We start from the raw sequence: 23,625 nt of genomic DNA, 5'->3' as shown, positions 1-23,625 counted from the left end.
TATATGGCTCGGAGCCGCATATGAGCAGGTATGTTCACGGCTCCGGGAGAGACGACGCACAACTAAATAATCGACCGCAAAGCAGGTTCCCTAAAATTCCGGGTTTGAGCACGGTCGGGCAATCGCCGTCCGTCGTGCATCGATACCGCTGTTATCCGTTTTTGGTTCGAGAGGGGAACCGTTATGGCTGAAGAATTTGATTTCCATCCGATGTGGGAGAGCCTCGGCATGAATCTTGCCGACCACGACATGCTGCTGGGCGCCGTGGGCCAGATGTACGGCGATATGTTCCTGACGCAGAACAATCGCCCCAAGTCCACGTCCTACCTGGATTTTGTCGCCACCAACATCCACAGCGGTCGTATTAAGGAGATGCTCGACAAGAAGGAGGCCGGCGAGGCCACCAAGATCGTGGGCAGCTTCTGCGTCTACGTGCCCGAGGAGATTGTGCTCGCCTGCGACGGCATCCCCGTGGGTCTGTGCTCGGGTGCCGATTGGGCGACCGACAAGGTCGAGGAGCACTTGCCGCGCAACACTTGTCCGCTCATCAAGAGCTTTGCCGGCTTTAAGCTGGGCGAGGTCTGCCCCTACATTGAGTCGAGTGACTTGGTGGTAGGCGAGAACACCTGCGACGGCAAGAAGAAAGCCTACGAGTTCTTTGCCACGCAAAAGAACATGTACGTCATGGATATTCCCAACGTGCACGACGAGTCGACGCTCGTGACCTGGAAGGCCGAGGTCAAGAAGCTCGCCGCCAAGATCGAGGAAGAGTGCGGCGTCAAGATTACGCCCGAGCGTCTGAAGGCTGCCATCCACGCCGTCAATGAGAAGCGCCGCGCCCTGCAGCGCCTCGCTGCCACGCGCGCTGCCGACCCTGCGCCCATCAGCGGTCTCGACAGCCTGCTGACCGTTCAGGCCGCCTTTATGGACGACACACCGCGTCTGACCGGAGCCATCAACGATATGGCGGCTGAGTGCGAGCAGCGTGTCGAGGCCGGCGAGGGCGTGGCACCCAAGGGGACCAAGCGCATCCTGTACACCGGTACGCCCATGGCCGTGCCCAACTGGAAGCTGTTCAACCTTATCGAGAAGGCCGGCGGCGTTGTGGTAGGCGAGGAGTCCTGCACGGGCTCGCGCTACTACAAGGACCTGGTCGACGAGTCCGGCGAGACGGTTGACGAGATGCTCGACGCCATCGCCGAGCGCTACTTTAAGATCAACTGCGCCGTCTTTACGCCCAACGACCAGCGTATGAAGGATATTGTCCAGATGGCCAAGGACCTGCATGCCGACGGCATCGTGGACGTGGCTCTGCAGTTCTGCACGCTCTACGAGATGGAGTCGTTTGCCGTGGAGAAGGCCGCCGAGGAGGCAGGCATTCCGTTTATGCACATCACGACCGACTACGCCGGCGAGGATGCAGGCCAACTGCAAACCAGGATTGAGGCTTTCTTGGAAACCATTTAGGACTATTCGTCCCGGCGGCTTCCCCAGGCACCCGATCTTGCTGTTCAAACCGTCGCTTGCGTACCAAAGTACGCGACGCTCCTCTTTCACGGCAACCTCGGGCACCTGGGAAAGCCGTTTCCTTGGTTGGTTAAAAGGTTTGTTAAGGAGTTATATGTCGGAAAATATTGAGCAGCCGTTGCCGTCCACGTTTGAGGAGTTCAACGAGCAGCGCAAGGCCGCGTTTATTCGCGTTAAGGATTACAAGCAGGCGGGCAATCGTCTTGTCGGGTATCTGTGCAGCTATACGCCGCTCGAGATTATCGATGCCGCGGGCGCCTCGAGCGTGGCTCTGTGTGGTACGTCCGACGAGGTGATTCCCGAGGCCGAGAAGGTGCTGCCGGCAAACCTGTGCCCGCTCATCAAGTCTACGTATGGTTTTGCCTATTCGCAAAAGTGTCCGTTTACGTACTTTAGCGACATGATCATCGGCGAGACCACCTGCGACGGCAAGAAGAAGATGTACGAACTGCTCAACGAGCTCAAGCGCACGCACATTCTGCATCTTCCGCAGGGTCGCGATCGCGCCTACGAGCGTAAAGGCTGGTACGAGGAGTGCCGCCTGCTCAAGGAGGAGCTCGAGGGCTTCTACGGCATCACGATTGCCGACGATGACCTGCGCGCTACCGTCCGTCGTCGCAACCGTCTGCGTGCGGCCCAGCTCGAGATGTTTGCGCTGCAGGCCAACCAGCCGGCTGCCATGAGCGGCGTTGACCTGATGAGCACCATGTTCGCCGGTACGTTCAACTTCGATATCAAGGCCTATACGCAGCAGCTGGAGCAAAAGGTTGCCAAGCTGCGCGAGGCCTACGACGCGGGCGAGCGCCCGGTTGCGGCGGATGCCAAGCGCATTCTGATTACCGGCTGCCCGGTGGGCGGCGTGATCAACAAGATCGGCCGTACTATCGAGTCCAACGGCGGTGTGGTCGTGTGCATGGACGACTGCTCGGGCGAGCGCACGGCGGCCATGATGATCGACCCGGAGGCTCCCGATATCCTGCGCGCCATCGCCGACCGCTACCTGGACATCAACTGCTCGGTCATGACGCCCAACGACGGTCGTATGGAAAACACGCTGGCCATGTGCGAGAAGTATCACGTCGATGGCGTAGTGGAGAGCGTACTCCAGGCGTGCCACACCTTTAACGTGGAGAGTGCGCGCATGCAGGAGGCTGTCGAGGGTGCGGGTATTCCGTATATGAAGATTGAGACCGACTACAGCAACGGAGACATGGGCCAGATCGAGACGCGCATTGCTGCCTTTATCGAGACCCTGTAGGACAAATGCGGCAAAGGGATAGCTGCTTTGCCGCATAGAAGGAGGATGCCGTGGTTGGCATTGGTATCGACATAGGCTCGACGGCCGCGAAGGCTGCGGTGGTGGAGACGGACAACGCCATTGCGTGGACCTGCGTCATGCCGACGGGGTATTCGTCGGTCGATGCGGCCGAGCGCCTACGCGGTGAACTCGCCGCAGCCGGCTATGACGTGACGGGCGACGATGTTCGCGTGGTCGCGACTGGCTACGGCCGTGTCGCGGTGCCCTATGCCAACAAGGTAGTGACCGAGATCACCTGCCATGGTGCCGGTGCGGTCCGCCTGTTTGGCGAGCAGGGCACGGTGATCGACGTGGGCGGCCAAGATACCAAGGTCATCCAACTCAAGGGCGGCCGCGTGGCAAAGTTCGCCATGAACGACAAGTGCGCCGCCGGCACGGGGCGCTTTTTGGAGATCATGGCCGACCGCCTAGGCATTTCCCAGCAGCAGATGGCCGACCTGGCACGTTCCGGCGAGCCCACCAAGATCAGCAGCATGTGCACGGTGTTTGCCGAAAGCGAGGTCATCAGCCTGATCGGTCGCGGTGAGCCGCGCGAGAACATTGCGCGTGGCGTGATCGACAGCGTGGTCTCGCGCGTGGCGACCATGGCTGGGCAGGCCGCGGGCGCCCCGTACTACCTGACCGGTGGCCTGTGCGAGAACGCTTTCGTGGTGGAGCGGTTGGGCGAGCTACTGGGGTCGCCGGTGACCACCTCGCCCCAGGCTCGCTTTGCCGGAGCGATCGGCGCGGCTGTCCGCGCCGCCGCCTTGGCCTAGGGGTGTACCGCGACATGCGCATCCTCAATATCTCGGCACAAAAACCAGATAGCACTGGCAGCGGCACCTACCTTGCCGCGCTCGTGCGCGAGCAGATCGAGACGGGGCATCGCGCCGCCGTGCTTTGCGGCGCGGCACCGGGTGATACCCAAGGCGAGCTGGACCGGCGTGCTGCCGTGTTTGCCGTACCGTTCGAGTCGCCCGAGCTGCCGTTTCCCATCTGCGGTATGTCCGATGTCATGCCCTATCCCTCCACACGCTACCGTGACCTGACGCCTTCGATGCTCAAGGCATTTGAGCGGGCATTTGCTGCTGCAATCGATCGGGCGGTGGCTGAGTTTCGGCCCGATCTGGTGCTCTGCCATCACCTGTATCTGGTGACCGCATTGGCGCGCGAGCGCGTCCGGGGCGTGCCGGTTGTTGCCGTATGCCATTCGACCGACCTGCGCCAGCTGCGTTCGCATGCGCTCGAGCGCGATCGCATCGTAAGCGCGGTTCGTCGGCTCGATGCCGTCTTTGCGCTCCATGCTGAGCAGGCTGAGCAGATTGGCCTGGTGTGCGGCGTCGATGTCGATCGCATCCACGTGATTGGGACGGGCTACGACCATCGCGTCTTCTGCCGTGATGCAAGCGTGGCGAGGCAGCCGGGATCGCTTGTGTACGTGGGTAAGATTTGCTTTAAAAAGGGCGTCGAGTCGCTGGTTCGAGCCGTGTCATTGCCGATTGACGATGACGTCTGCCCATCTGGCTTGGTACTTGTGGGCGGCCGCGGGGACGATGCCGAGTACGCGCGTATTGAGCGCTTGACCGCGGCCTCGGATGTGCCGGTGACGCTGGCGGGGCGCCTGGATAGCGATGGGCTCGTGCGTGCTTACCGCAGTTCCGACGTCTTTGTGCTGCCTTCGTTTTACGAGGGTCTGCCGCTCGTGACGATCGAGGCCCTCGCGTGCGGCTGCAAAGTTGTGGCGACCGATTTGCCCGGCGTTCGTCCCTGGATGGAGGCGATGCTTCCCGGTGCTCCCGTGACGTGGGTGGCGTCGCCGCGTATGACGGATGTCGACACGCCCGTGGCGGCCGACCTTCCGTTGTTTGAGCGCGCACTGGCAGATGCTATCGCGCAGGCGCTTGCGGCTCCGCCTTCGACGTTCGAGCCGTCGGCGGTCTCTTGGGAAGCGTGCCTGGCGCGTATACTTAAAGTCGTTGATTTGTTGGAAGGGGGTTCGTATGGCTAAGGACACCATGAGGCTCACGTCCATGACGGCCGCGAGCGGTTGAGCCGCTAAGTTGGCTCCCGGAGCCCTCGCCCAGGTCCTGGGCGACTTACCCAATGTGCATAACGACAACTTGCTCGTGGGGTTCGATACCTCCGACGATGCGAGCGTCTTCCGCGTAGGGGAGAACCTGGGGCTCGTGCAGTCCATCGACTTCTTCCCACCGATGGTCGATGACCCGTTCCTGTTTGGCCAGATCGCTGCGGCCAACTCGCTGTCGGACATCTACGCCATGGGCGGGCGGCCGAGCCATGCCATGAACCTGCTTTGCATACCCAGTTGCCTGGGCGTTGAGGTTGCCGGTCAGATTCTGGCGGGCGGTGCCGATAAGTGCGTCGAGGCGGGTTGCTCCATCGCGGGCGGCCACACCATCAACGACGACGAGCCCAAGTACGGTCTGTCCGTGAGCGGTTTTGTGCCACTCGACCACATGCTCGCCAACAGCGGCGCACGCGTGGGCGATGTTCTGCTGCTGACCAAGGCGATCGGCTCGGGCATCATCACCACGGCCATTAAGGGCGAGCTCATCGAGCAGGACGAGGCCGCAGCCATGTTTGACTCGATGTGTACCCTCAACGAGGCCCCGATTCGCCTGGCCGAGGGACTCGAGCTTCACGGCTGCACCGACATCACGGGCTTTGGCCTGATCGGGCATGCGTGCGAGATGGCCGAGGGCTCGGGCGTGCAGATTGAACTTGCGTCGGGGGCGGTGCCGCTCTTTGACCAGGTGCTCGATATGGCGCGTCTGGGCATTATTCCTGCCGGTGCCTACCGCAACCAGGACTTCTTTGGCCCGCGCGTGGCTGCCGACGAGGACCTGGAGCCGGGCAGGTTGGATGCGCTGTACGATCCGCAGACCTCGGGCGGTTTGCTCATCGCGGCGCCTGCTGCCGATGTGGATGGGCTTGCGCGTCGCCTGCATGCCGAGGGGCGCATCGCGGCCGTTGTCGGGCGCGTGTGTGAGGCGGAGCCGGGCGGTCCTGCCGTCCGCGTTGTTCGCTAGCCCGCACGTTTATGTAACTGTTTGCCGTTCTCTAGAACGGCTCTTTCGAAAGGAATTTGCTATGTCTACCAAGATTGAAGTCAATGCCATGGGCGATGCCTGCCCGCTGCCCGTCGTCAAGACGCTCAAAGCTCTGAAGCAGCTCGATGGCGAGGGCGCCGTCGTGACCTCGGTCGACAACGAGACCGCCGTCAAGAACATCTCCAAGATGGCGCAGGAGAAAGGCTGCACGGCCTCGGTCGAGAAGGTTTCTGACGCCGAGTGGCACGTGACCGTGGCGACCTCTGGCGCCGTTGCCATGGCCGATCCCGAGCAGGATGGCGCTGCCTTCTGTGGTGCCAGCGCCGGCAAGGGCAGGCTCGTCATTTCCGTCTACACCGACTGCATGGGCCGTGGCGACGACGAGCTGGGCCACAAGCTCATGAAGGCGTTTATCTTTGCCGTGACGCAGCAGGAGGAGCTGCCCGCGACCATGCTGTTCTACAACGGCGGCGCCAAGCTCACCGTTGAGGGCTCGCCGGTGCTCGACGACCTGAAGGGCCTGGCCGAGCAGGGCGTCGAGATTCTCACCTGTGGTACCTGCCTCGACCACTATGGCATTAAAGACCAGCTTGCGGTGGGCGAGGTCACCAACATGTACGTGATCGTGGAGAAGATGGAGCAGGCCGTGCGCGTCGTGCGCCCGTAGCGTATTGGTTGGAGTTGCCATGAGGGAGAAGCGCCCGGCGCTTGTCATCACGTTTCCCACCACGGCGGCCGCCATGGGCTGCGAGTCCCTGTGCATCGAGCGCGGCCTTCCCGGGCGAACGGTTCCCGTGCCCGGGGAGGTCGCTGCCGGCTGTGGTCTGGCGTGGAAAGCGTTGCCTGCCGATGAGGAGCTGCTGCGCGGCGAACTCGCCGCGGCGGGCGTTCCCACCGAGGGCTATACCGTGATTGATATGTGGGAGGTCGTGCGATGATCTACCTGGATAACGCGGCGACGACCATGCACAAGCCGCAGACGGTCATCGATGCCGTGACGCAGGCGATGTGCTCGCTCGGCAATGCCGGGCGCGGCGCCACGTCGGGTGCCCTCGATGCCGCTCGTACGATTCACGGTTGCCGTGCCAAGCTCGCGCGCCTTTTAGGTTGCCCGAGGGCGGACCATGTGTGCTTTACGCCCAACTCTACGGCGGCGCTCAACACCGCCATCTGTGGCGTGGTGCGCCCCGGCGACCGCGTGGTCACGACGGTGCTCGAGCACAACTCCGTGCTACGTCCGCTCAATCGCTTGGCGGCAGAGCAGGGTGTGACGGTTGAGCATGCGGGTTGCGACGCGAACGGCGCGCTCGACTACGACGAGCTCGAGCGGCTAGTCACGCCCGGTACGCGTGCCGTGGTGGTGACGCACGCCTCAAATGTGACCGGCAACGCGGTCGACATTGCGCGCGTGGCGGCCATGGCCCATGCGGCCGGTGCGCTGGTGATCGTCGATGCCTCTCAGTCTGCCGGCACGGCGCGTATCGATATGCATGCCATGGGGCTCGACATTGTGTGCTTTACCGGCCACAAGGGGCTCATGGGACCCCAAGGCACCGGCGGCCTGGCCGTGGCGGAGGGCATTGACGTGTCTCCGTGGGCCATGGGCGGCACGGGCGTGCACAGCTTTGACCCACTGCAGCCACTTGAGTGGCCCACGCGTCTTGAGGCGGGCACGCTCAACGGCCACGGCATCGCGGGACTTTCTGCCGGTCTCGACTTTATCGAGGCGCAAGGCGGGGTCGAGGCGATTACGGCGCATGAGCGCTCGCTTGCAGAGCGCTTCCTCGCCGGTGCTCGCGAAATCCCCGGCATTGCGCTCTACGGTGCGTTTGACCAGCCCGTGCGCTCGGCGATCGTCTCACTCAACGTGGGTGATATCGACTCGGCCGAGATCTCGGACGCGCTCATGCAAGGGTGGGGGATTGCGACGCGCCCCGGTGCCCATTGCGCTCCGCTCATGCACCGTGCGTTAGATACCGAGCGCCAGGGTGTCGTCCGCTTCTCGTTTGGGTATTTCAACACGACCGAAGAAGTCGACACGGCTATCGATGCTCTGCGCAATTTAGCCTGCTAAAGCTGCTGGACCGTTTATACTTGCGGGACGGGTATTTTGCCCGTCCCGTTTTTGTTTCGACCCGAAAGGTGTGCCTATGGCTTCATCCGCCCCGCGCGGTCTGCGTTCCGACCATGTCGTTACCGTCGGCATTGCGCTGTTCTCGATGCTCTTTGGCGCCGGTAACCTCATTATTCCGCCGCTGCTGGCGCTGCAGGCAGGTTCTGCCACGCCGGTTGCCATGATCGGCTTTTTGATTGCCGCTATCGGTCTGCCCGTTATGGGATTTATCGCCGTCGCGCTCGCTGGCACGGCCCGAGAGCTGGCCGGGCGTGTGCATCCTAAGTTTGGCGAATTCTTCGTTGCGGCGGTCTACCTGGCCATCGGTCCGTGCCTGGCCATTCCGCGCACAAGCTCTACGGCGTTCGAAATGCTGGTGCCGCTGCTACCCGAGGGCGTTTCGCTCGGCACGGCACGTCTGGTGTTTGCCATCGGGTTCTTCGTCGTCGCGTTTGCGCTCACGCTACGTCCAGGCGTCATCACGCGCGTGCTCGGCCGCATTACGGGCCCTGCGCTCATTGCGCTCATCGTGCTGGTCGTGGGTGCTGCCGTGATCTCGCCGCTGGGACCGGCTGCCGCGCCGCAGGCCCCTTACGATGCAGGCGCCGCTGTGCAGGGCTTTCTGACTGGCTATCAGACCATGGACCTGCTCGCGTCACTTGCCTTCGGCATCATCATCGCCGAGACCATCCACGAGCTGGGTGTTACCGATGACAAGCGCGTGGCCTTCGAGATCTCGCGTTCCGGTGTTATCGCCGGCGTGCTCATGGCCATCATCTACTGCGGCTTGGGCCTTGCCGGTATGCAGCTCGGCACCGTGATGCCCGACGCTACCAACGGCGCCGCCATCCTCGCCCGTTCGGCCTCCATGCATTTTGGGCTTGCCGGCACGGTCGTGGTCTTTGCGATCTTTTTCCTCGCCTGCATGAACGTGTGCATCGGCCTCATCAGCTGCTGCTCGCGTTACTTCTGCGAGACGTATGTGGTCGAAGGGGGAGCGGAGGCCTCTGAGGAGGCCATGCGCCGTCCCTTTGCGGTTCTCGCCTTTGTGTTCGCAGCGTTTTCGTGCGTGCTCTCCAACGTGGGCCTCGACGTGATCCTTATGTTCTCGGTGCCCATGCTCAACGCTTTGTACCCCGTTGCCATTGTGCTGGTGCTTATGGGCCTGGTGCACGGCTTTTGTGACGCTCATCCGCAGGTGTGGGTCTGGGTCGGCGGCGTAGTCGCTGTGCAGAGCGTGATCACCTCGGTCCGCGATGCGTTCTTTGCTGGAGCGTGGCTACCGTTTGATGTGCTGCCGCTGGCAGACATCGGTGCCGCGTGGGCGCCGGTCGCCGTAGTTGCCTTTGTGATCGGTCTGCTCCACAGCAAGTTTGTCGCACATTCGAGGAGCTAGGGTTTCTGCGCTTGCACGGGCGGGGAGTCTCCCCTATAATTTCCTTCGCTTTGGGACACGCAAGGTTTAGACCTTAGCTGCTCAACACCTTCGGGACGTGGCGCAGTTTGGTAGCGCGCCTGCTTTGGGAGCAGGATGTCGCAGGTTCAAATCCTGTCGTCCCGACCATATCTTGCGGGCGTAGTTCAATGGTAGAACCTCAGCCTTCCAAGCTGATGACGCGGGTTCGATTCCCGTCGCCCGCTCCACAAGATAGATGAATGGCTCTGCTTCCTTTTGGGAACAGAGCCATTTTCATAAGTGTGCCGGGTGACGGAAATCGATCCCGCACCGCAACTTAGGAGGGGATGGGGTTAGCTGCGGGGGCGGTGGCGGAGCTTGTCGATGGTGGAGTCGATGCTGCGGCTGCGGGCTTCGGCTGCGGTTTGGCGCTTGCGGCGGTAATCGATCATGCCTTGGATGATGGGCTTGCCAAAGCTCACGACATCATCGTTGTAGATGGCGGTTCGGGTTGCGAGGAGGCAGTCGGTAAAGTCCATATGGGTCTTGCCAAAGAGTTTGATGGCAAGGGCGACAACGGTGGGCTCGTCGACCATGACGTCATCGAGCAGCCTTTTCATGGCCGCAGCAATCTCAACGCGGGGAACCTTATAGACGTCGCGCAGCGTGACCACGACGCGCGTGATGATTTCGGGGTAGACACGAGCGGTGCGGGTGGCGATGACCTTGGCGGCGCGCGGTGACAGAACTTCGTCGTCGTCAAGCAGGTAGCGTAGGATGACGGTCTCGTTGATGATGGTGCTACTCATGGATATCTACTTCCTCGGGACCCAAAATCGAATCGTCGCTTTCTGTAGCAAGGTATTCAATCCAGACATTGCGCTCCTTGGAGCGGCGATTGGGGTCCCCATATGCTTTGAGCGATCCATAGGCGGCGGTGCCGTCCTTTGAGCGCACGGCGACCGGCTGAAAGGGGAGCTTGCGCATCAAAATGCTCTGCGCGACAAATAGACGTACGGCCTCGGCGAGCGATGTGCCCATGGCGTCGTAGAGACGTTCGGCATGCTGCTTGTCTTCCTCGCGAATGCGCACCTGCAGGATGGCTCGTTTTTGAGTCGATGACATCACTGGCCCCCTTAATGAGCGTGCAATACAGTCGGTCAAATGCGGCATGTGCCGATACTTGAGCATCTTATTATAACGATTACTTTATTTCACTCAAGTTGATAACCATTAACACGAATACAAGCGTAGTACATCCAAAACGAGAGCGCGTAAAAATCTCTGCAGCGTACGCGTGTAATACACTCGCCTTTATATCCTATTGAGAATAATCCTAACCAGCCCAAACTCCTGCAATACACCCGTATTGCAGGGCCTATGCTCAAGCTTACCCCCTGCAACTGCGTATATTCAACTTGTATACCGTTGGAGAAATTCTACCGAGTGCCTGTTTCGCCGCATGCATTCGATACGCCGATGCCAGGCCACGGGCTGCTTGGGGCAACGTCGACAGGATCTCTCCAGCATGGGATTCAGGAGGGAGTGAACAACATGGGCAATAAACGAGTCGTAGCCGATTCCTCGCGCTGCATTGGGTGTCAAACCTGCATGGCAGCGTGCATCGAGGCACACGACATCCCCGGCAACATCGCCGCGCCGCGCCTGCGCGTGACGCGTACGTACGAGATCTCCGCACCGGTGGCGTGCCATCACTGCGAGGATGCTCCGTGCGCCAAGGCCTGCCCCACGGGCGCCTTGTTCTTTGATCCAAAGAACCATCGTATCGGCGTCAACGAGGACAACTGCATCGGCTGCAAGAGCTGCGTCATGGCCTGCCCCTTTGGTGCCGTGAGCGTGGCGACCACGCAGGTCCCCGTCTTGATGGGCGACGTGCGCGTGGGTTCGCAGACTAAGAGCTTCGTGCTCAAGTGCGACCTGTGCGTGGACCGTCCCGGCGGTCCGGCGTGTGCCGAGGCGTGCCCGACCAAGGGCCTCACCCTGGTAGACGAGGAGCGCCTGGCAGAACTGACTGCCGAGCGTGCCCGCGCCACCATCGAAAACGAGGCGTAGGCGGGCGGCCATACAGGCCCAAAGATTGTCAAATACGTACCGATTAATCGGTAGCAGAGAAAGGAAGGAGGGTGTTATGGAGAAGCATAAAGTGATCTGCCCGTACTGCGGCGCCGGTTGCCAGTTTAACCTCCTGGTCCAAAACGGCCAGGTCGTGGGTACCGAACCGCTCAACGGCATCACCAATCAGGGCGAGCTGTGCCTTAAGGGCATGAGCGGCTACGACTTCATCAACGACACCAAGATCTTGACTCCTCGCGTACTGCACCCGATGATCCGCCGCACCAAGGGCGCGGATCTTGAGCGCGTAAGCTGGGACGAGGCACTGGATTTCACCGCATCTAAGATGCAGGCCATAATTGACGAATATGGTCCTAACGCTGTCATGACCACCGGCTCTTCGCGAGGCGGCGGCAATGAGGCGAACTACGTCATGCAGAAGTTTACGCGTGCGTGCATCGGCACCCACAGCGTGGACAACTGCGCCCGTACTTGACACGGCCCTACTGTCCTCGGTCTGATGGACACGGTTGGTTCAGGTTGCATGTCATGCTCCATCCCCGGTATGGAGGATGCGGGCTGCATTTTCCTCTTCGGCTATAACCCTGCCGATTCGCACCCCATCGTCGCAAGGCGTATCGTGCGAGCCAAAGAAAAGGGTTGCAAGATCATCGTCGCCGACCCGCGCCATATCGAAACCGCGCGTATCGCCGATCTCTACCTTCCGATCAAGAACGGTTGCAACGTTGCGTTCCTCAACGCCTTTGCCAACTGTCTGGTCAACGATGGCCTCTACGACAAGGAATTCGTCGCCGAGCACACGAACGGCTTTGACGAGTGGTGGGAGACCATCAAGAACTACACTCCCGAATCCGTACAGGACATCACGGGTGTCGAGCCCGCGTTGATCCACCAAGCTGCCGAGATGTACGCCACGGCGAAGCCCTCTGCCATCATTGGCTGGGGCATGGGCGTATGCCAGCAGAAGCAGAACCTGAAGACGGTGCACACCATCGCCTCCATCGCCTGCGTTGCCGGCCAGATCGGCAAACCCAACTCCGGCCTCGCGCCCGTGCGTGGCCAGAATAACGTCCAGGGCTCCTGCGATATGGGCATGCTGCCCAACCTGTACCCTGGCTACCAGAAAGTCACCGACTCCGCAGTGCGTGCCAAGTTTGCCAAGGCTTGGGGCGTGCCCGAGGAAAAGCTCCCGCTCGAGGAGGGCTACAAGCTCACCGACCTGGGCCACCTGGTCGACGAGGGCAAGGTGCACTGCTTCTACAACTACGGCGAGGACCCGGTGCAGACCGAGCCCGATTCGGCCGGTATGCGCAAGACGCTCTCCGAGCTGGATCTGTTCATTTGCCAGGACATCTTTATGACGCAGACGACCATGCTCGCCGACGTCATCCTGCCCGCCACCTCTTGGGGCGAGCACGAGGGTGTCTTTACCGCATCCGACCGTAGCTTCCAGCACTTTGACGCAGCCGTTCCGCCCAAGGGCGAGTGCCGTCACGACTGGGAGATCTTCGCGGACCTGTCCACGCGTATGGGCTATCCCATGCACTACGACAACACCGAGCAGATCTGGAACGAGTGCATTAGCCTGTGCCCCAACTTTGTGGGCGCGACCTACGAGAAGATGGCTCCCGAGGGCGGCTACGCCCAGTGGCCCGTCAAGAGCACTGATGTCAACGACCACGGTACGCCCGACATGTTCGCTGGTGGCAAGTTCACCACCAAGGACGGCCGCGCCAACCTGATGGCGCACGACTGGGAGGCGCCCTCCGAGCTTCCCGACGATGAGTACCCGCTCATCCTGTGCACCGTCCGCGAGGTCGGCCACTACAGCTGCCGCTCGATGACCGGCAACTGCAAGACGCTGGCGCTGCTTGCCGACGAGCCCGGCTTTGTCCGCATGAATCCCGCGGACGCCCAGGCGCGCGGCATCAAGAACGGCGACATCGTCTCGATTCACAGCCGCCGCGGCCAGGTATACAGCCGCGCCGACGTGAGCGACCGTATCAACAAGGGCACGGTCTATATGACCTACCAGTGGTGGATCGGCAAGTGCAACGAGCTGACCATGCACAAGGTCGACCCGGTCTCGCACACGCCCGAGGACAAGTTCTCCGCCTGCCAGGTCGACGCCATTGCCGACCAGGTTTGGGCCGAGGGCGAAGTCGAGCGCCAGTACACCGAGCTCAAGCAGGCTCTGGTCGACGCCGCCGCTCCCCAGGACGTTGAGCCTGGCGCCGCCAAGTTCGACGACGAGACGCACGTGAACCAAATCGTGTAGTCCCGTTCTCGTTGGCTTTTTGGGCCGGGCGTCCCGTACGTTCGGGAGCCCGGCCCGTTATTTTGAAAGGAAGTGGGGATGAACCGCTTCATCGACATCAACCCGGAGAGGTGCATCGGCTGCGGAACATGTCAGTCCGCCTGTGCCGACGCCCACCGGATGCAGGGTCTTCAGGATACGCCGCGCCTGGCGCTCGTGAAGACCGGCGGTATTTCGGCCGCCCTTGCCTGCCACCATTGCGAGGGTGCCCCCTGCGCCGAGGTCTGCCCGGTGAATGCCATCGAGCACGATGGCGATCGCATCCACGTCAAGGAGCAGGAGTGCATCGGGTGCAGGCTGTGCGCCATCGCGTGCCCCTTCGGAGCCATCCACCCCGATGGCACGTCTATCGCCGGTGTCGCAGGCATGTGCGACCCGACGCCTTCGTATCCTAAGTCCCTGAGCAGCCTTCTTACGTGGGCTCCCGGCCAGTACACCTGCGCTGTCAAGTGCGACCTGTGCGCCTTCGATCCGGACGGCCCGCATTGTGTGGCGGCGTGCCCCACCAAGGCGCTGACCGTCATGGGCGGCGCGGCCGATCGCGAGCTCGACGAGGCCAAGCGCCTGCGCTCGATCGAAAACGGTCCGGTCGTCGACGTTACCGCTGTGGCCCAGGGCCTGTCCGAGAAAGCAGAAGGGAGCGTAAACAATGGATAGCATGACGCTGTTTATCGCATCGCTTGCCGTCTCGTGCATCGGTGCGCTCGCCTCGGTTCTGCTGATCAAGGCCGATAACGCCGCCAAGACCGCCGGCTGCCTTATCGGCGCCGTCGCCGCGGTGCTTTCGTTCATCGCGGGCCTCGAGGCCGTGCTTGGCGACGTTTCGTCCCTCAACACGGTCTTCTTCTTCCCGTTCGCCCGTCTCGAGCTCTTGCTCAACGGCCTTGCGGGCCTGATCGTGGTCCTCATCTCGATTCTCGCCTTTGCGGGCTTCATCTACGGTCTGTCCTACTTCGACGAGTACCCGGGCAAGGTCGGGCGCGCCGGCTTCTTTATGAACACCTTCGTCGCCTCGATGATGCTCGTCATCACCGCCGACAACGTGTTCTGGTTCCTGGTCGCCTTTGAGCTCATGTCCCTTACGAGCTACTTCCTTGTCGTTATCGAGGAGAACAAGAACTCCATTAGGGGCGGTTGGCTCTACTTCGTCATCGCGCACGTGGGCTTCGTTCTCATCATGGCGAGCTTCCTGCTCATGACCAACGGCGTGGGCGGTTCCTTCAGCTTCAGTGATTTCCGTACGCATGACTTTGGACCCGCCGTCTCCTCCGCGTGCTTCGTCCTCGCGTTCTTCGGATTTGGCGCGAAGGCCGGTATCATCCCGCTGCACTCCTGGCTGCCCCAGGCGCACCCCGAGGCGCCGTCCAACGTGTCCGCCCTCATGTCCGGCGGCATGATCAAGATCGGCATCCTGGGAATCCTCAAGGTCGGTCTCGACCTGCTCGCGGGTTCGGGCGTCCAGCTCTGGTGGGGCCTCATGGTCCTGGTCTTCGGATCCATCTCGTCGGTCCTGGGTGTCGTCTACGCCCTCCACGAGCACGACATCAAGCGCCTGCTTGCCTATCACTCCGTCGAGAACATCGGCATCATCTTGCTCGGTGTCGGCGCGTCCATGACGGCGCACGCCCTGGGCAACGACGTCATCGCGACGATCGCGCTCATGGCCGCCCTCTACCACACGCTCAACCACGCCATGTTCAAGGGCGAGCTGTTCCTCGGCGCGGGCTCCCTGCTCTATGCCACGGGTACGCGCAACATGGAGAAGATGGGCGGTCTGTTCCGCCGCATGCCGGTCACGGCCGTCTGCTTCCTCATCGGTGCCCTTGCCATCTCGGCCATCCCGCCGCTCAACGGCTTCGTTTCCGAGTGGTTCACCTACCAGTCCCTGTTCAACATCTCGACGCTCTCCGACCCGGTCGTCATGGTGTTCGCCGTCGCCTCCGCGGCCGCCCTCGCCATCACCGGTGCCCTGGCCGTCACGTGCTTCGTGAAGGCCTACGGCGTCTCGTTCGCGAGCAGCCCTCGTTCCCAGGAGGCCGCGAACGCCAAGGAGTCCCCGGCTCCGATGTTGTTCTCGCAGATGCTCCTCGCGGCCATCTGCGTGGTACTGGGAATCGGCTCCCCGGTCATCGCCCCGGTTCTGGGCGACGTCGCCCAGAGCGTGCTTGCCGGCTCCGCCGTCACAGCCACCTCGGGCGTGTCTCTCGTGAACGAGATTTCCGGTGCCGCCACCTCCACCCCCGCGATCGCCATCGCGCTCGTGGTCCTCACCGACCTCGCGTTCGCGCTGAGGTCCTGCCTCGGCGCCAAGGCCCCCGCTAAGAAGACCGACCCTTGGGCGTGCGGCTACGAGCCCAACGAGCACATGCCCGTCGTCGCCACGAGCTTCGCGTCCGACGTCGAACTCTTCATGGGCCCGCTCTACACCCTGCGCGAGGTATGCACCAAGATCTGCTGGTCCATCGCGCACGTGTTCCAGAAGCTCACCGGTGTCGCCCAGGGCGTCGAGCCCCTGCCCGACCGTTTCCTGGTCGATGCACCGAGCGAGGGTGCCGACAAGCTGGCCGGCCTCGCCTCCAAGATCGAGGGCGGCAACTACTCCGTATACATCTGCTACATCGTCGCGGCGCTCGTGGTCTTCCTCGTGCTCGCCGTGGTCATGGTCTAGAGAGGGGAGAGGATATTATGAACATCGTTCTTGCGATGGCGCAGGGCCTCGTGGTCATGCTGGTCGCGCCCTTCTTCTCCGGCCTCGCCCGTGTGATTCGCGCGAAGATGCACAATCGCCGCGGTCCGTCCATCCTTCAGGATTACCGGGACCTCGCGAAGCTCATGGCGCGTCCCGAGTCCGTGAGTTCCGACTCGAGCTTCGTGCTGCGCATCATGCCGCCGCTGTTCCTCGCGGTGTCGTTTATGCTCGCCATGGGCCTGCCCATGTTCACGCTCCAGAGCCCCATGCCCGTCTTTGGTGACGCCATCACCATCATGTACGCGCTCGCGCTGTCCCGCTTCTTCTTCGCGCTGTCCGGCGTGGATTCCTCCAACGCCTACGCGGGCTTCGGCGGTATCCGCGAGCTCCTCATGAGCGTGCTCATCGAGCCGTCCATGCTCATCGCGCTGTTCACCGTCGCCATCGTGTGCGGCTCCACGGACATTGCGACCATGGGTCAGCACATCGTTACGGGCAACGTCTCGAGCGTCGTCGCCGTTATCCTCGCCGGCGTCGCCTTCGCGGCCGCCTGTTACATGGAGCTCGGCAAGCTTCCGTTCGATCAGGCCGAAGCCGAGCAGGAGCTCCAGGAGGGCCCGCTCGCCGAGCTCTCCGGCCCGTCCCTGGCCATGATGAAGCTCGCCATGGGCATGAAGCAGGTCGTGGTCGTCGCTTGGTTCACCTCCATCTTCATCCCCTGGGGAGAGCCCGCGACCATCGGCGTCACCGCTCTCGTGGGCGCCGTCGTCTTCCTCGTCAAGTGCCTGGTCGATTTCGTCGTCTGCGGCGTGCTCGAGAACTCCGTTTCCCGTTCGCGCTTCAAGGTGCTCGGTAACCAGACCTGGGCCGTCGTCGGCATCGCGGTCCTCGCGTTCGTCTTCGTCGTCGTAGGCGTGTAGGGAGAAGGGAGAAACTATGTCAATCGAATCGAGCTTGTCCCTCTTTGCCATGGTGGCGATCGCCGTCCCCATGCTGGGCTCCCTGCTCATCGTCATGCTGCCGCGTCCCTACGCTAAATGGATCTGCGCCTTTGCCGGCGGCATCGCCACGGTCGCTTCCGTTGGCTTGGCCGCGACGTTTGCCGGAAACGGCATGAACGCGGTCGATGTAACCTGGGCGAGTATGGGCCAGACCTTGGTCATGGGCTTCATATTCGACCGGATGAGCACGCTGCTCGCACCCGCGTTCGTCGCTATCGGCCTGCTCGTCGTCATCTATTCGTTCCCGTACATGAGCGATAAGAATAAGGAGCATCCCGACGCGCCCCGTCGTCGCTTCTACGTGTACTTCTCCACGTTCATCGGCGCCATGGCCGGTCTCGCCTACAGCTCCACCATCGTCGGCCAGCTCGTTTTCTTCGAGATCACCGGTGTGTGCTCCTGGGGCCTCATCAGCTACTACATGACGCCCACGGCCAAGAAGGCCGGTATGAAGGCGCTCATCATCACCCATATCGGCGCTCTGGGACTCTACATCGGCGCGGCCTTCCTGTTCGCCGGAACCGGCACGTTCGCGCTGAGCGCGATCTCCCAGCTCGATTCCGGTATGAAGACCGTCGTGCTGCTGCTCATCCTGTTCGCTGCTTGGGCCAAGTCCGCCCAGTTCCCGCTCTACATGTGGCTGCCCTCCGCAATGGAGGCCCCCACGCCCGTTTCCGCCTACCTTCATGGCGCGTCCATGGTTAAGGTCGGCGTGTGCGTGTTCGCCCGCGCTCTTGCGAGCGCCGGCGATATCCCCGAGATCGTCGGTTGGGTCGCCATCATCGACGCCGTCGTGACCATGCTCTTCGGCTTCCTCATGTACCTGCCCCAGAAGGATATGAAGCGCCTGCTCGCCTTCTCGACGATCGCGCAGCTCGCCTACGTGTTCTTTGGCCTGGGCCTCTCCGTGTTCGGAAGCCAGATGGCGTTTAACGGCGCCGTCGAGCACATCTTCAACCACGCGTTCACCAAGACCCTGTTCTTCCTCATCGCTGGCTCTCTCAGCTTCACGCTGGGAACCCGTATGCTGCCCAAGATCCAGGGCCTCATGAAGAAGTACCCGGTCACGGGCGTGGGCTTTGCGGTCGCCGCGACCGCTATCGCCGGCGTGCCCCCCATGAGCACGTTCTTTTCCAAGTTCCAGATCATTTCCGGTGGCTTCGCGGTTGGTGCTACCAACACGGTCATCTTTGTCCTCGTGTGCGTCATGGTCGTCGAGACCGTCGCCACCTTCGCATGGTTCCTGCGTTGGATGGGTAAGGTCCTGCCCGGTGAGCCGAGCGAGACCGTGGCCGCCGGCCAGCCCCTTCCGCGCGCCATGGCGTTCGTGTTCGTCGTCCTCATGATCATGGTCGTCGTCGCCGGTCCTCTGTCCTCTAGTTGGATGGGTTAGGAGGTAGGACATGGGTTATTCGTTAGTCAATATCCTGGCCGGTCTTCTGATCGTGACCTCCACCATGGTGGTCGTCTCGAAGACCATCCCGTCCGCCATCAAGTGGTACGCGATCCAGTCGGTTGTCCTGGTGGGCGTGCTGCTCACCCTGGGCCTCACCACCGGTGCCACCGAGCTTCTCATGTGGGCCGCGTCGGCCTTCGTCACCAAGGTGATCCTCGTTCCGTTCATTCTCAACCGTGCCTACAAGAAGATGGGTTCGCCTGCCGATAGCACGCTGACCTCCTCCATCAAGCCGGCCTGGACCATCATCCTCACCGGTCTGGAGGTGGCCGTCTGCTTCGCGGTGGTCACGCGCCTGAGCCTGCCCACCGCCGAGGTGGCCACTCCGGCCCTCGCCATCAGCTTCGCGCACTTCTTCGTCGGCCTCACGTGCATCATCTCCCAGCGCAACATCCTCAAGCAGATCTTCGGGTACTGCCTTATGGAGAACGGTAGCCACGTGACGCTCGCTCTGCTCGCGCCCACGGCCCCCGAGATCATCGAGATCGGCATCGCCACCGACGCCATCTTCGCCGTCATCATCATGTCCGCCGTCGTCGTGAGGATTTGGAACGACACCAAGTCGCTCGACTCCCACGACCTGACCGAATTGAAAGGGTAGGCCATGGATGTTTCAATGCTGACGGTCGCCCTGCTCGCTTGTCCTCTCGTGTTCTCCCTGATTATGGCTGCGCTCCCCAAGACGACGTCCTACAACGTCTTCGCGGGGCTCAACACCATCTCCGTCGCGGCGACCCTTGTCCTTTCGGTCGTCACCGCGGGAACCATGCTCTCGAGCGGGCAGAATATCGACGCTTTGGGCCTGTGGCTCCATCTCGATTCGCTCTCGTCGATCTTCGTCCTTCTGGTAGGCATCATCGGGTTCATCACCGGCGTGTACTCCATCTCCTATATCAAGATCGATATCGAGGAGAAGACCATGCCGGCCGAGCGCACCAAGCAGTACTACGCGCTGTTCAGCCTGTTCGTCTTCACGATGCTGCTCGCCTGCCTGTCCAACAACATCATCCTCACCTGGGCGGCGGTCGAGGCCACTACGCTGTCGACCGTGTTCCTCGTGGGCATCTACAAGAACAAGCAGGCGCTCGAGGCGTCTTGGAAGTACGCGATGGTCTGCACCGCCGGTGTGGCCTTCGGCCTGTTCGGCACGCTGCTCATCTACGCGAACGCCGCCGATATCATGCCCAACGCGCATGAGGCCGCCTTCCTCACCTCCATCATGCCCTACGCCGACCAGTTCGACCCGATGCTCGTGCGCCTCGCGTTCGCGTTCATTGTCATCGGCTTCGGCACCAAGGCGGGCCTGTTCCCCATGCACACTTGGCTGCCCGATGCCCACTCCCAGGCCCCGAGCCCTGTCTCGGCCCTGCTCTCGGGCGTGCTGCTTAAGTGCGCCATGCTTGTGATCATGCGCTTCTACGGCTTTACTATCCAAGCCGTTGGCGCCGAGTATCCGCAACTTTTGCTGCTGATCGTCGGCACGCTGTCCATTTTGGTGGCGGCACTTTCGATGTTTCGCCAGGACGACCTCAAGCGCCGCTTTGCGTACTCGTCTGTGGAGAACGTGGGCGTTATCGCCCTGTGCCTGGGTATCGGTGGCCCGCTGGGTATCGCCGCGGCCCTGCTGCACTGCGTGTTCCACGGCTTTACCAAGACGCTTGCCTTCTGCGTGTCCGGCAACATCCAGCACGCCTTTGGCACGCGTAGCCTGGCCAAGATCCAGGGCGTCGTCGAGGTTGCTCCCGCAACCGCCGCGCTCGCCATCCTGGCGCTGCTCGGTCTTGCAGCCTTCCCGCCCTTTGGCATGTTTATCTCCGAGTTCCTGACTTTTGTCGCCGGTGTTACCGCCGGTCCCATGTGGCTGGTCGTCGTGGTCGCCCTCGGTCTTACCGTGGCCATCTCCGCGCTCACCCGCATCGCACTCAAGTCGGTATTCGGCCATGCGCCCCAGGGCATGGGCAAGCATGAGGCCCCGGCGCTCATGCTTATCCCCGAAATCATCCTGGCTGTCATGATCTTGTGGTTTGGCATCGCCACCCCGCTGCCTCTCGTGCACGGTGTGGAGACCGCGACCGGCATCGTGCTCGAGCAGAGCACCGAGGAACTTCACGCGACGCCGATGTACCGCGCTGTGTTCGGTACCGAGACCGCTCAGAGCGAGGTGGAGTAACGAATGATTGAAACTGAGAACAAGGTGTATGCCCGTCGCTGCGAGAGCCATGTCGAGGCCCTGCGCCGCGCCGTTCCGGGCTGCATCGAGAAGGTCGAGTGGCAGTGCGAGGACCAGCTGACGATTACCGTCAAGCAGGACAAGCTACCCGAGGCCGTCCACTACCTGTACTACGAGCGCTACGGCTGGATCCCCGTGATCGTCGGCAACGATGAGCGCAGCCTGTGCGGCCGTTACGCCGTGTACTACGTCATCTCCATGGAGGGGGAGGACCCCGGCTGGGTGACCGTGCGCACCGAGGTCGATCCCGCCAAGATGACGTTCCCGTCCGTGACGCCGTTCGTCCCCGCCTGCGTGTGGGGCGAGCGCGAGCTTCGCGACATGTTCGGCCTGATTCCCGAGGGCCTGCCCGACCGTCGCCGCCTGGTGCTGCCCGATGATTGGCCCAGCGGCCTGTACCCGCTGCGCAAGGACTCCATGGACTACCGCTTCCGTCCCGCTCCCGCGAGCGACATGGAAAACTACGAGTTCTTGGCCGATACCAAGGGCAAGGAGACCACACTCGTCCCCATGGGCCCGTTGCACATCACCTCTGACGAGCCCGGCCACTTCCGCCTGTTCGTTGAGGGCGAGACGATCGTCGACGCCGACTACCGTCTGTTCTACGTGCACCGCGGCATGGAGAAGGTTGCCGAGACGCGCCTGAACTATGACGCCGTGACGTTCCTCGCCGACCGCATCTGCGGCATCTGCGGCTGCGCCCACTCGGTGGCCTATGCCGAGGCCGTCGAGCGCGCCCAGGGCATTCATGTTCCGCCGCGCGCCCAATACATCCGCGCCATCATGCTCGAGGTCGAGCGTCTGCACTCGCATCTGCTCAATATTGGCCTCGCATCGCACTACACGGGCTTCGACTCCGGCTTCCAACAGTTCTTCCGCGTCCGCGAGAAGTCCATGGACCTGGCCGAGAAGCTCTCCGGTCACCGCAAGACCTACGGTCTCAATGTGATCGGTGGCGTGCGTCGCGATATCCTGGCCGAGCAGAAGCTTTCCACGCTCACGACCATCCACCAGCTGCGCTCCGAGGTCACCGAGCTCGTCGACGTCTTGCTCTCCACGCCCAACTTTATTGAGCGTACGAGTGGCATCGGCATCTTGGATCGCAAGATCGCACGCGACTTCTCGCCGGTTGGCCCGCTCATGCGTGGCTCGGGTTATGCTCGCGACGTGCGCTTTGACCATCCCTTCGACGGCTACGCCGATCCGGACATCCAAAAGATGCATGCCGCCACGGCCGACACCTGCGATGCCTTCGGCCGTACCGCCGTCCGCATTCAGGAGGTCTACGATTCGATCGACATGATCGAGACCATGCTCGAGAACTGCCCGTCGGGCCCCATCCTCACCACGGATTGGGAGTACACCCCGCACAAGTACGCCATTGGTGCCACCGAGGCGCCGCGCGGCGAGGACGTACACTGGGCCATGCTCGGCAACAACCAGAAGTGCTACCGCTGGCGCGCCAAGGCAGCTACGTACAGCAACTGGCCGGTCCTGCGCTACATGTTCCGCGGCAACACCGTGGGCGATGCGGCGCTGATCGTCGGCTCGCTCGACCCGTGCTACTCCTGCACCGACCGCGTGACGGTGACCGACGTCGCCGCCAAGCGCGACCATGTGCTCGACAAGGAGCAGTTCGAGAACGTCTGGCGCGACAAGTCGCCGCTTGCGGGCGAGGGCACCATGGCCGCCCCGCTCGATGAGGAGGCGCTCTAATATGCTGAAGCTTTGGAAGATTAACGCCAAGGCCGGCGACGCGACGGTCAAGTACCCGTTTGCGCCGTTCCCCACCAACAAGGACATGCGCGGCAAGCCCGAGCACAATGCCGAGCTCTGCATCGCCTGCGGTGCCTGCGGCGTGGCGTGCCCGGCCGATGCCATTCGCATGGACACCGACCTTGCGGCCGATACCATCACCTGGTCGATCGACTACGGTCGCTGCATCTTTTGCGGCCGCTGCGAGGAAGCCTGCCCCATGGAGGCCATCAAGCTCACCGAGGAGTTTGAGCTGGCCGTCATGAGTAAGGACGACCTCACCAGCAAGAGCGTCTACACGCTCGAGCACTGCTCGCGTTGCGGCAAGCCGTTTGCCCCGCACAAGGAGATCGACTACGCCAAGCGCCTGCTGCAAAAGGCCGGCGGCATGGAGGCCGAGCAGGCCGCCCGTACCGTCGGCATGTGCCAGGAGTGCAAGCGCGAGCTCGACGCTCTGCGCGCCGCCTCGGCCGTCAAGACCGGCAACGCGCGCGGCATGGCTGCCAACGAGACGCTTGCGTCCGGTGAGCCCCAGGGCCCCGGCATGGAGTATCTGGGCGGCCACGGCGTGAACCCGGAGTATATCGACCGCGAGCTCAACCCCGATGCGCCCGAGATTCCCGCCGGTCCTGCACCGGTCGAGGGCATCATCATGGATTTTGATACGAAGGAGGAGTAA

21 protein-coding genes and 2 tRNA genes are annotated in these 23,625 nt (G+C 62.3%); 21 read left to right on the top strand and 2 right to left on the bottom strand.

The features are described from left to right. The first annotated feature begins 183 nt into the window (after positions 1 to 183). The 11 genes from I2E13_RS01190 to I2E13_RS01140 all read left to right on the top strand — a co-directional run bounded on the left by I2E13_RS01190 (position 184) and on the right by I2E13_RS01140 (position 9,652). On the top strand, positions 184 to 1,467 hold the full coding sequence (locus I2E13_RS01190; RefSeq protein ID WP_117637556.1) for a double-cubane-cluster-containing anaerobic reductase: 1,284 nt from the start codon (positions 184 to 186) through the stop codon (positions 1,465 to 1,467). A 154-nt stretch (positions 1,468 to 1,621) separates the two neighbouring features. Continuing rightward, entirely contained in the window at positions 1,622 to 2,785 is a 1,164-nt protein-coding gene (locus tag I2E13_RS01185) for a double-cubane-cluster-containing anaerobic reductase (protein ID WP_195403956.1), read from the top strand. 50 nt (positions 2,786 to 2,835) lie between these two features. Next, the gene (locus I2E13_RS01180) at positions 2,836 to 3,600 is read left to right on the top strand and encodes an acyl-CoA dehydratase activase (RefSeq protein WP_089571620.1); all 765 of its coding nucleotides are present in this window, start codon (positions 2,836 to 2,838) and stop codon (positions 3,598 to 3,600) included. A gap of 14 nt (positions 3,601 to 3,614) precedes the next feature. Next, positions 3,615 to 4,832 carry a glycosyltransferase family 4 protein gene (locus I2E13_RS01175; RefSeq protein WP_089571621.1) on the top strand — a complete coding sequence of 406 codons (1,218 nt, stop codon included), beginning with the start codon at positions 3,615 to 3,617 and terminating at the stop codon, positions 4,830 to 4,832. Further along, positions 4,825 to 5,874 (top strand): selenide, water dikinase SelD, encoded by a 1,050-nt coding sequence (gene selD / locus I2E13_RS01170; RefSeq protein ID WP_089571622.1) that lies wholly within the window; start codon positions 4,825 to 4,827, stop codon positions 5,872 to 5,874. Before I2E13_RS01175 ends, selD begins: the two co-directional genes overlap by 8 nt. Positions 5,875 to 5,935: 61 nt before the next feature. After that, positions 5,936 to 6,562, top strand: coding sequence for a sulfurtransferase-like selenium metabolism protein YedF (gene yedF, locus I2E13_RS01165; protein WP_195403955.1), 627 nt, complete (start codon positions 5,936 to 5,938; stop codon positions 6,560 to 6,562). Between the two features lie 19 nt (positions 6,563 to 6,581). Further along, complete coding sequence (locus tag I2E13_RS01160; RefSeq protein ID WP_195403954.1) at positions 6,582 to 6,833, top strand: DUF3343 domain-containing protein; 252 nt, start codon at positions 6,582 to 6,584, stop codon at positions 6,831 to 6,833. Then, positions 6,830 to 7,969: an aminotransferase class V-fold PLP-dependent enzyme gene (locus tag I2E13_RS01155; protein WP_195403953.1), complete on the top strand. Its 1,140-nt coding sequence runs from the start codon at positions 6,830 to 6,832 to the stop codon at positions 7,967 to 7,969. The genes I2E13_RS01160 and I2E13_RS01155 overlap by 4 nt, the downstream gene beginning before the upstream one ends. A 76-nt stretch (positions 7,970 to 8,045) precedes the next feature. Next, on the top strand, positions 8,046 to 9,404 hold the full coding sequence (gene brnQ, locus I2E13_RS01150) for a branched-chain amino acid transport system II carrier protein (protein WP_118449531.1): 1,359 nt from the start codon (positions 8,046 to 8,048) through the stop codon (positions 9,402 to 9,404). A 91-nt stretch (positions 9,405 to 9,495) separates the two neighbouring features. After that, positions 9,496 to 9,572, top strand: a tRNA-Pro gene (locus I2E13_RS01145). Positions 9,573 to 9,578: 6 nt separating this feature from the next. Next, positions 9,579 to 9,652, top strand: a tRNA-Gly gene (locus I2E13_RS01140). Between the two features lie 105 nt (positions 9,653 to 9,757). Here the strand turns inward: I2E13_RS01140 and I2E13_RS01135 are convergent. Together I2E13_RS01135 and I2E13_RS01130 are read right to left on the bottom strand one after the other, a co-directional pair. Beyond that, the gene (locus tag I2E13_RS01135) at positions 9,758 to 10,213 is read right to left on the bottom strand and encodes a PIN domain-containing protein (protein ID WP_195403952.1); all 456 of its coding nucleotides are present in this window, start codon (positions 10,211 to 10,213) and stop codon (positions 9,758 to 9,760) included. Continuing rightward, a complete protein-coding gene (locus tag I2E13_RS01130) occupies positions 10,206 to 10,529 on the bottom strand; it encodes a type II toxin-antitoxin system RelB/DinJ family antitoxin (RefSeq protein ID WP_158572492.1) in 324 nt (107 codons plus the stop codon). The genes I2E13_RS01135 and I2E13_RS01130 overlap by 8 nt, the downstream gene beginning before the upstream one ends. Positions 10,530 to 10,958: 429 nt before the next feature. Between I2E13_RS01130 and I2E13_RS01125 the strand changes: the two genes are divergently transcribed. The 10 genes from I2E13_RS01125 to I2E13_RS01080 all read left to right on the top strand — a co-directional run bounded on the left by I2E13_RS01125 (position 10,959) and on the right by I2E13_RS01080 (position 23,625). Next, positions 10,959 to 11,477: a 4Fe-4S dicluster domain-containing protein gene (locus I2E13_RS01125; protein WP_022095206.1), complete on the top strand. Its 519-nt coding sequence runs from the start codon at positions 10,959 to 10,961 to the stop codon at positions 11,475 to 11,477. A gap of 76 nt (positions 11,478 to 11,553) precedes the next feature. Next, positions 11,554 to 13,776: a formate dehydrogenase subunit alpha gene (gene fdhF / locus I2E13_RS01120; RefSeq protein ID WP_118449535.1), complete on the top strand. Its 2,223-nt coding sequence runs from the start codon at positions 11,554 to 11,556 to the stop codon at positions 13,774 to 13,776. A 78-nt stretch (positions 13,777 to 13,854) separates the two neighbouring features. Continuing rightward, positions 13,855 to 14,472 carry a 4Fe-4S dicluster domain-containing protein gene (locus tag I2E13_RS01115; RefSeq protein WP_022095203.1) on the top strand — a complete coding sequence of 206 codons (618 nt, stop codon included), beginning with the start codon at positions 13,855 to 13,857 and terminating at the stop codon, positions 14,470 to 14,472. Then, positions 14,465 to 16,483: a hydrogenase 4 subunit B gene (hyfB, locus tag I2E13_RS01110; protein ID WP_118449537.1), complete on the top strand. Its 2,019-nt coding sequence runs from the start codon at positions 14,465 to 14,467 to the stop codon at positions 16,481 to 16,483. Before I2E13_RS01115 ends, hyfB begins: the two co-directional genes overlap by 8 nt. Before the next feature lie 17 nt (positions 16,484 to 16,500). Then, positions 16,501 to 17,424 (top strand): respiratory chain complex I subunit 1 family protein, encoded by a 924-nt coding sequence (locus tag I2E13_RS01105; protein WP_006234113.1) that lies wholly within the window; start codon positions 16,501 to 16,503, stop codon positions 17,422 to 17,424. Between the two features lie 16 nt (positions 17,425 to 17,440). After that, positions 17,441 to 18,898 (top strand): hydrogenase 4 subunit D, encoded by a 1,458-nt coding sequence (locus I2E13_RS01100; RefSeq protein WP_006234112.1) that lies wholly within the window; start codon positions 17,441 to 17,443, stop codon positions 18,896 to 18,898. A 10-nt stretch (positions 18,899 to 18,908) separates the two neighbouring features. Further along, on the top strand, positions 18,909 to 19,562 hold the full coding sequence (gene hyfE / locus I2E13_RS01095) for a hydrogenase 4 membrane subunit (protein WP_195403951.1): 654 nt from the start codon (positions 18,909 to 18,911) through the stop codon (positions 19,560 to 19,562). Between the two features lie 3 nt (positions 19,563 to 19,565). Further along, positions 19,566 to 21,131, top strand: a complete 1,566-nt coding sequence (locus I2E13_RS01090; RefSeq protein WP_195403950.1) for a hydrogenase 4 subunit F — start codon at positions 19,566 to 19,568, stop codon at positions 21,129 to 21,131. A gap of 3 nt (positions 21,132 to 21,134) precedes the next feature. Further along, a complete protein-coding gene (locus tag I2E13_RS01085) occupies positions 21,135 to 22,907 on the top strand; it encodes a hydrogenase large subunit (RefSeq protein ID WP_195403949.1) in 1,773 nt (590 codons plus the stop codon). Between the two features lies 1 nt (position 22,908). Continuing rightward, a complete protein-coding gene (locus tag I2E13_RS01080; RefSeq protein ID WP_195403948.1) occupies positions 22,909 to 23,625 on the top strand; it encodes a formate hydrogenlyase complex iron-sulfur subunit in 717 nt (238 codons plus the stop codon).

It is taken from the genome of Collinsella aerofaciens (genome assembly GCF_015554145.1).
In the GTDB taxonomy this organism is placed as follows: domain Bacteria; phylum Actinomycetota; class Coriobacteriia; order Coriobacteriales; family Coriobacteriaceae; genus Collinsella; species Collinsella aerofaciens_AA.
This window is presented reverse-complemented; position numbering and strand designations above follow the sequence as displayed.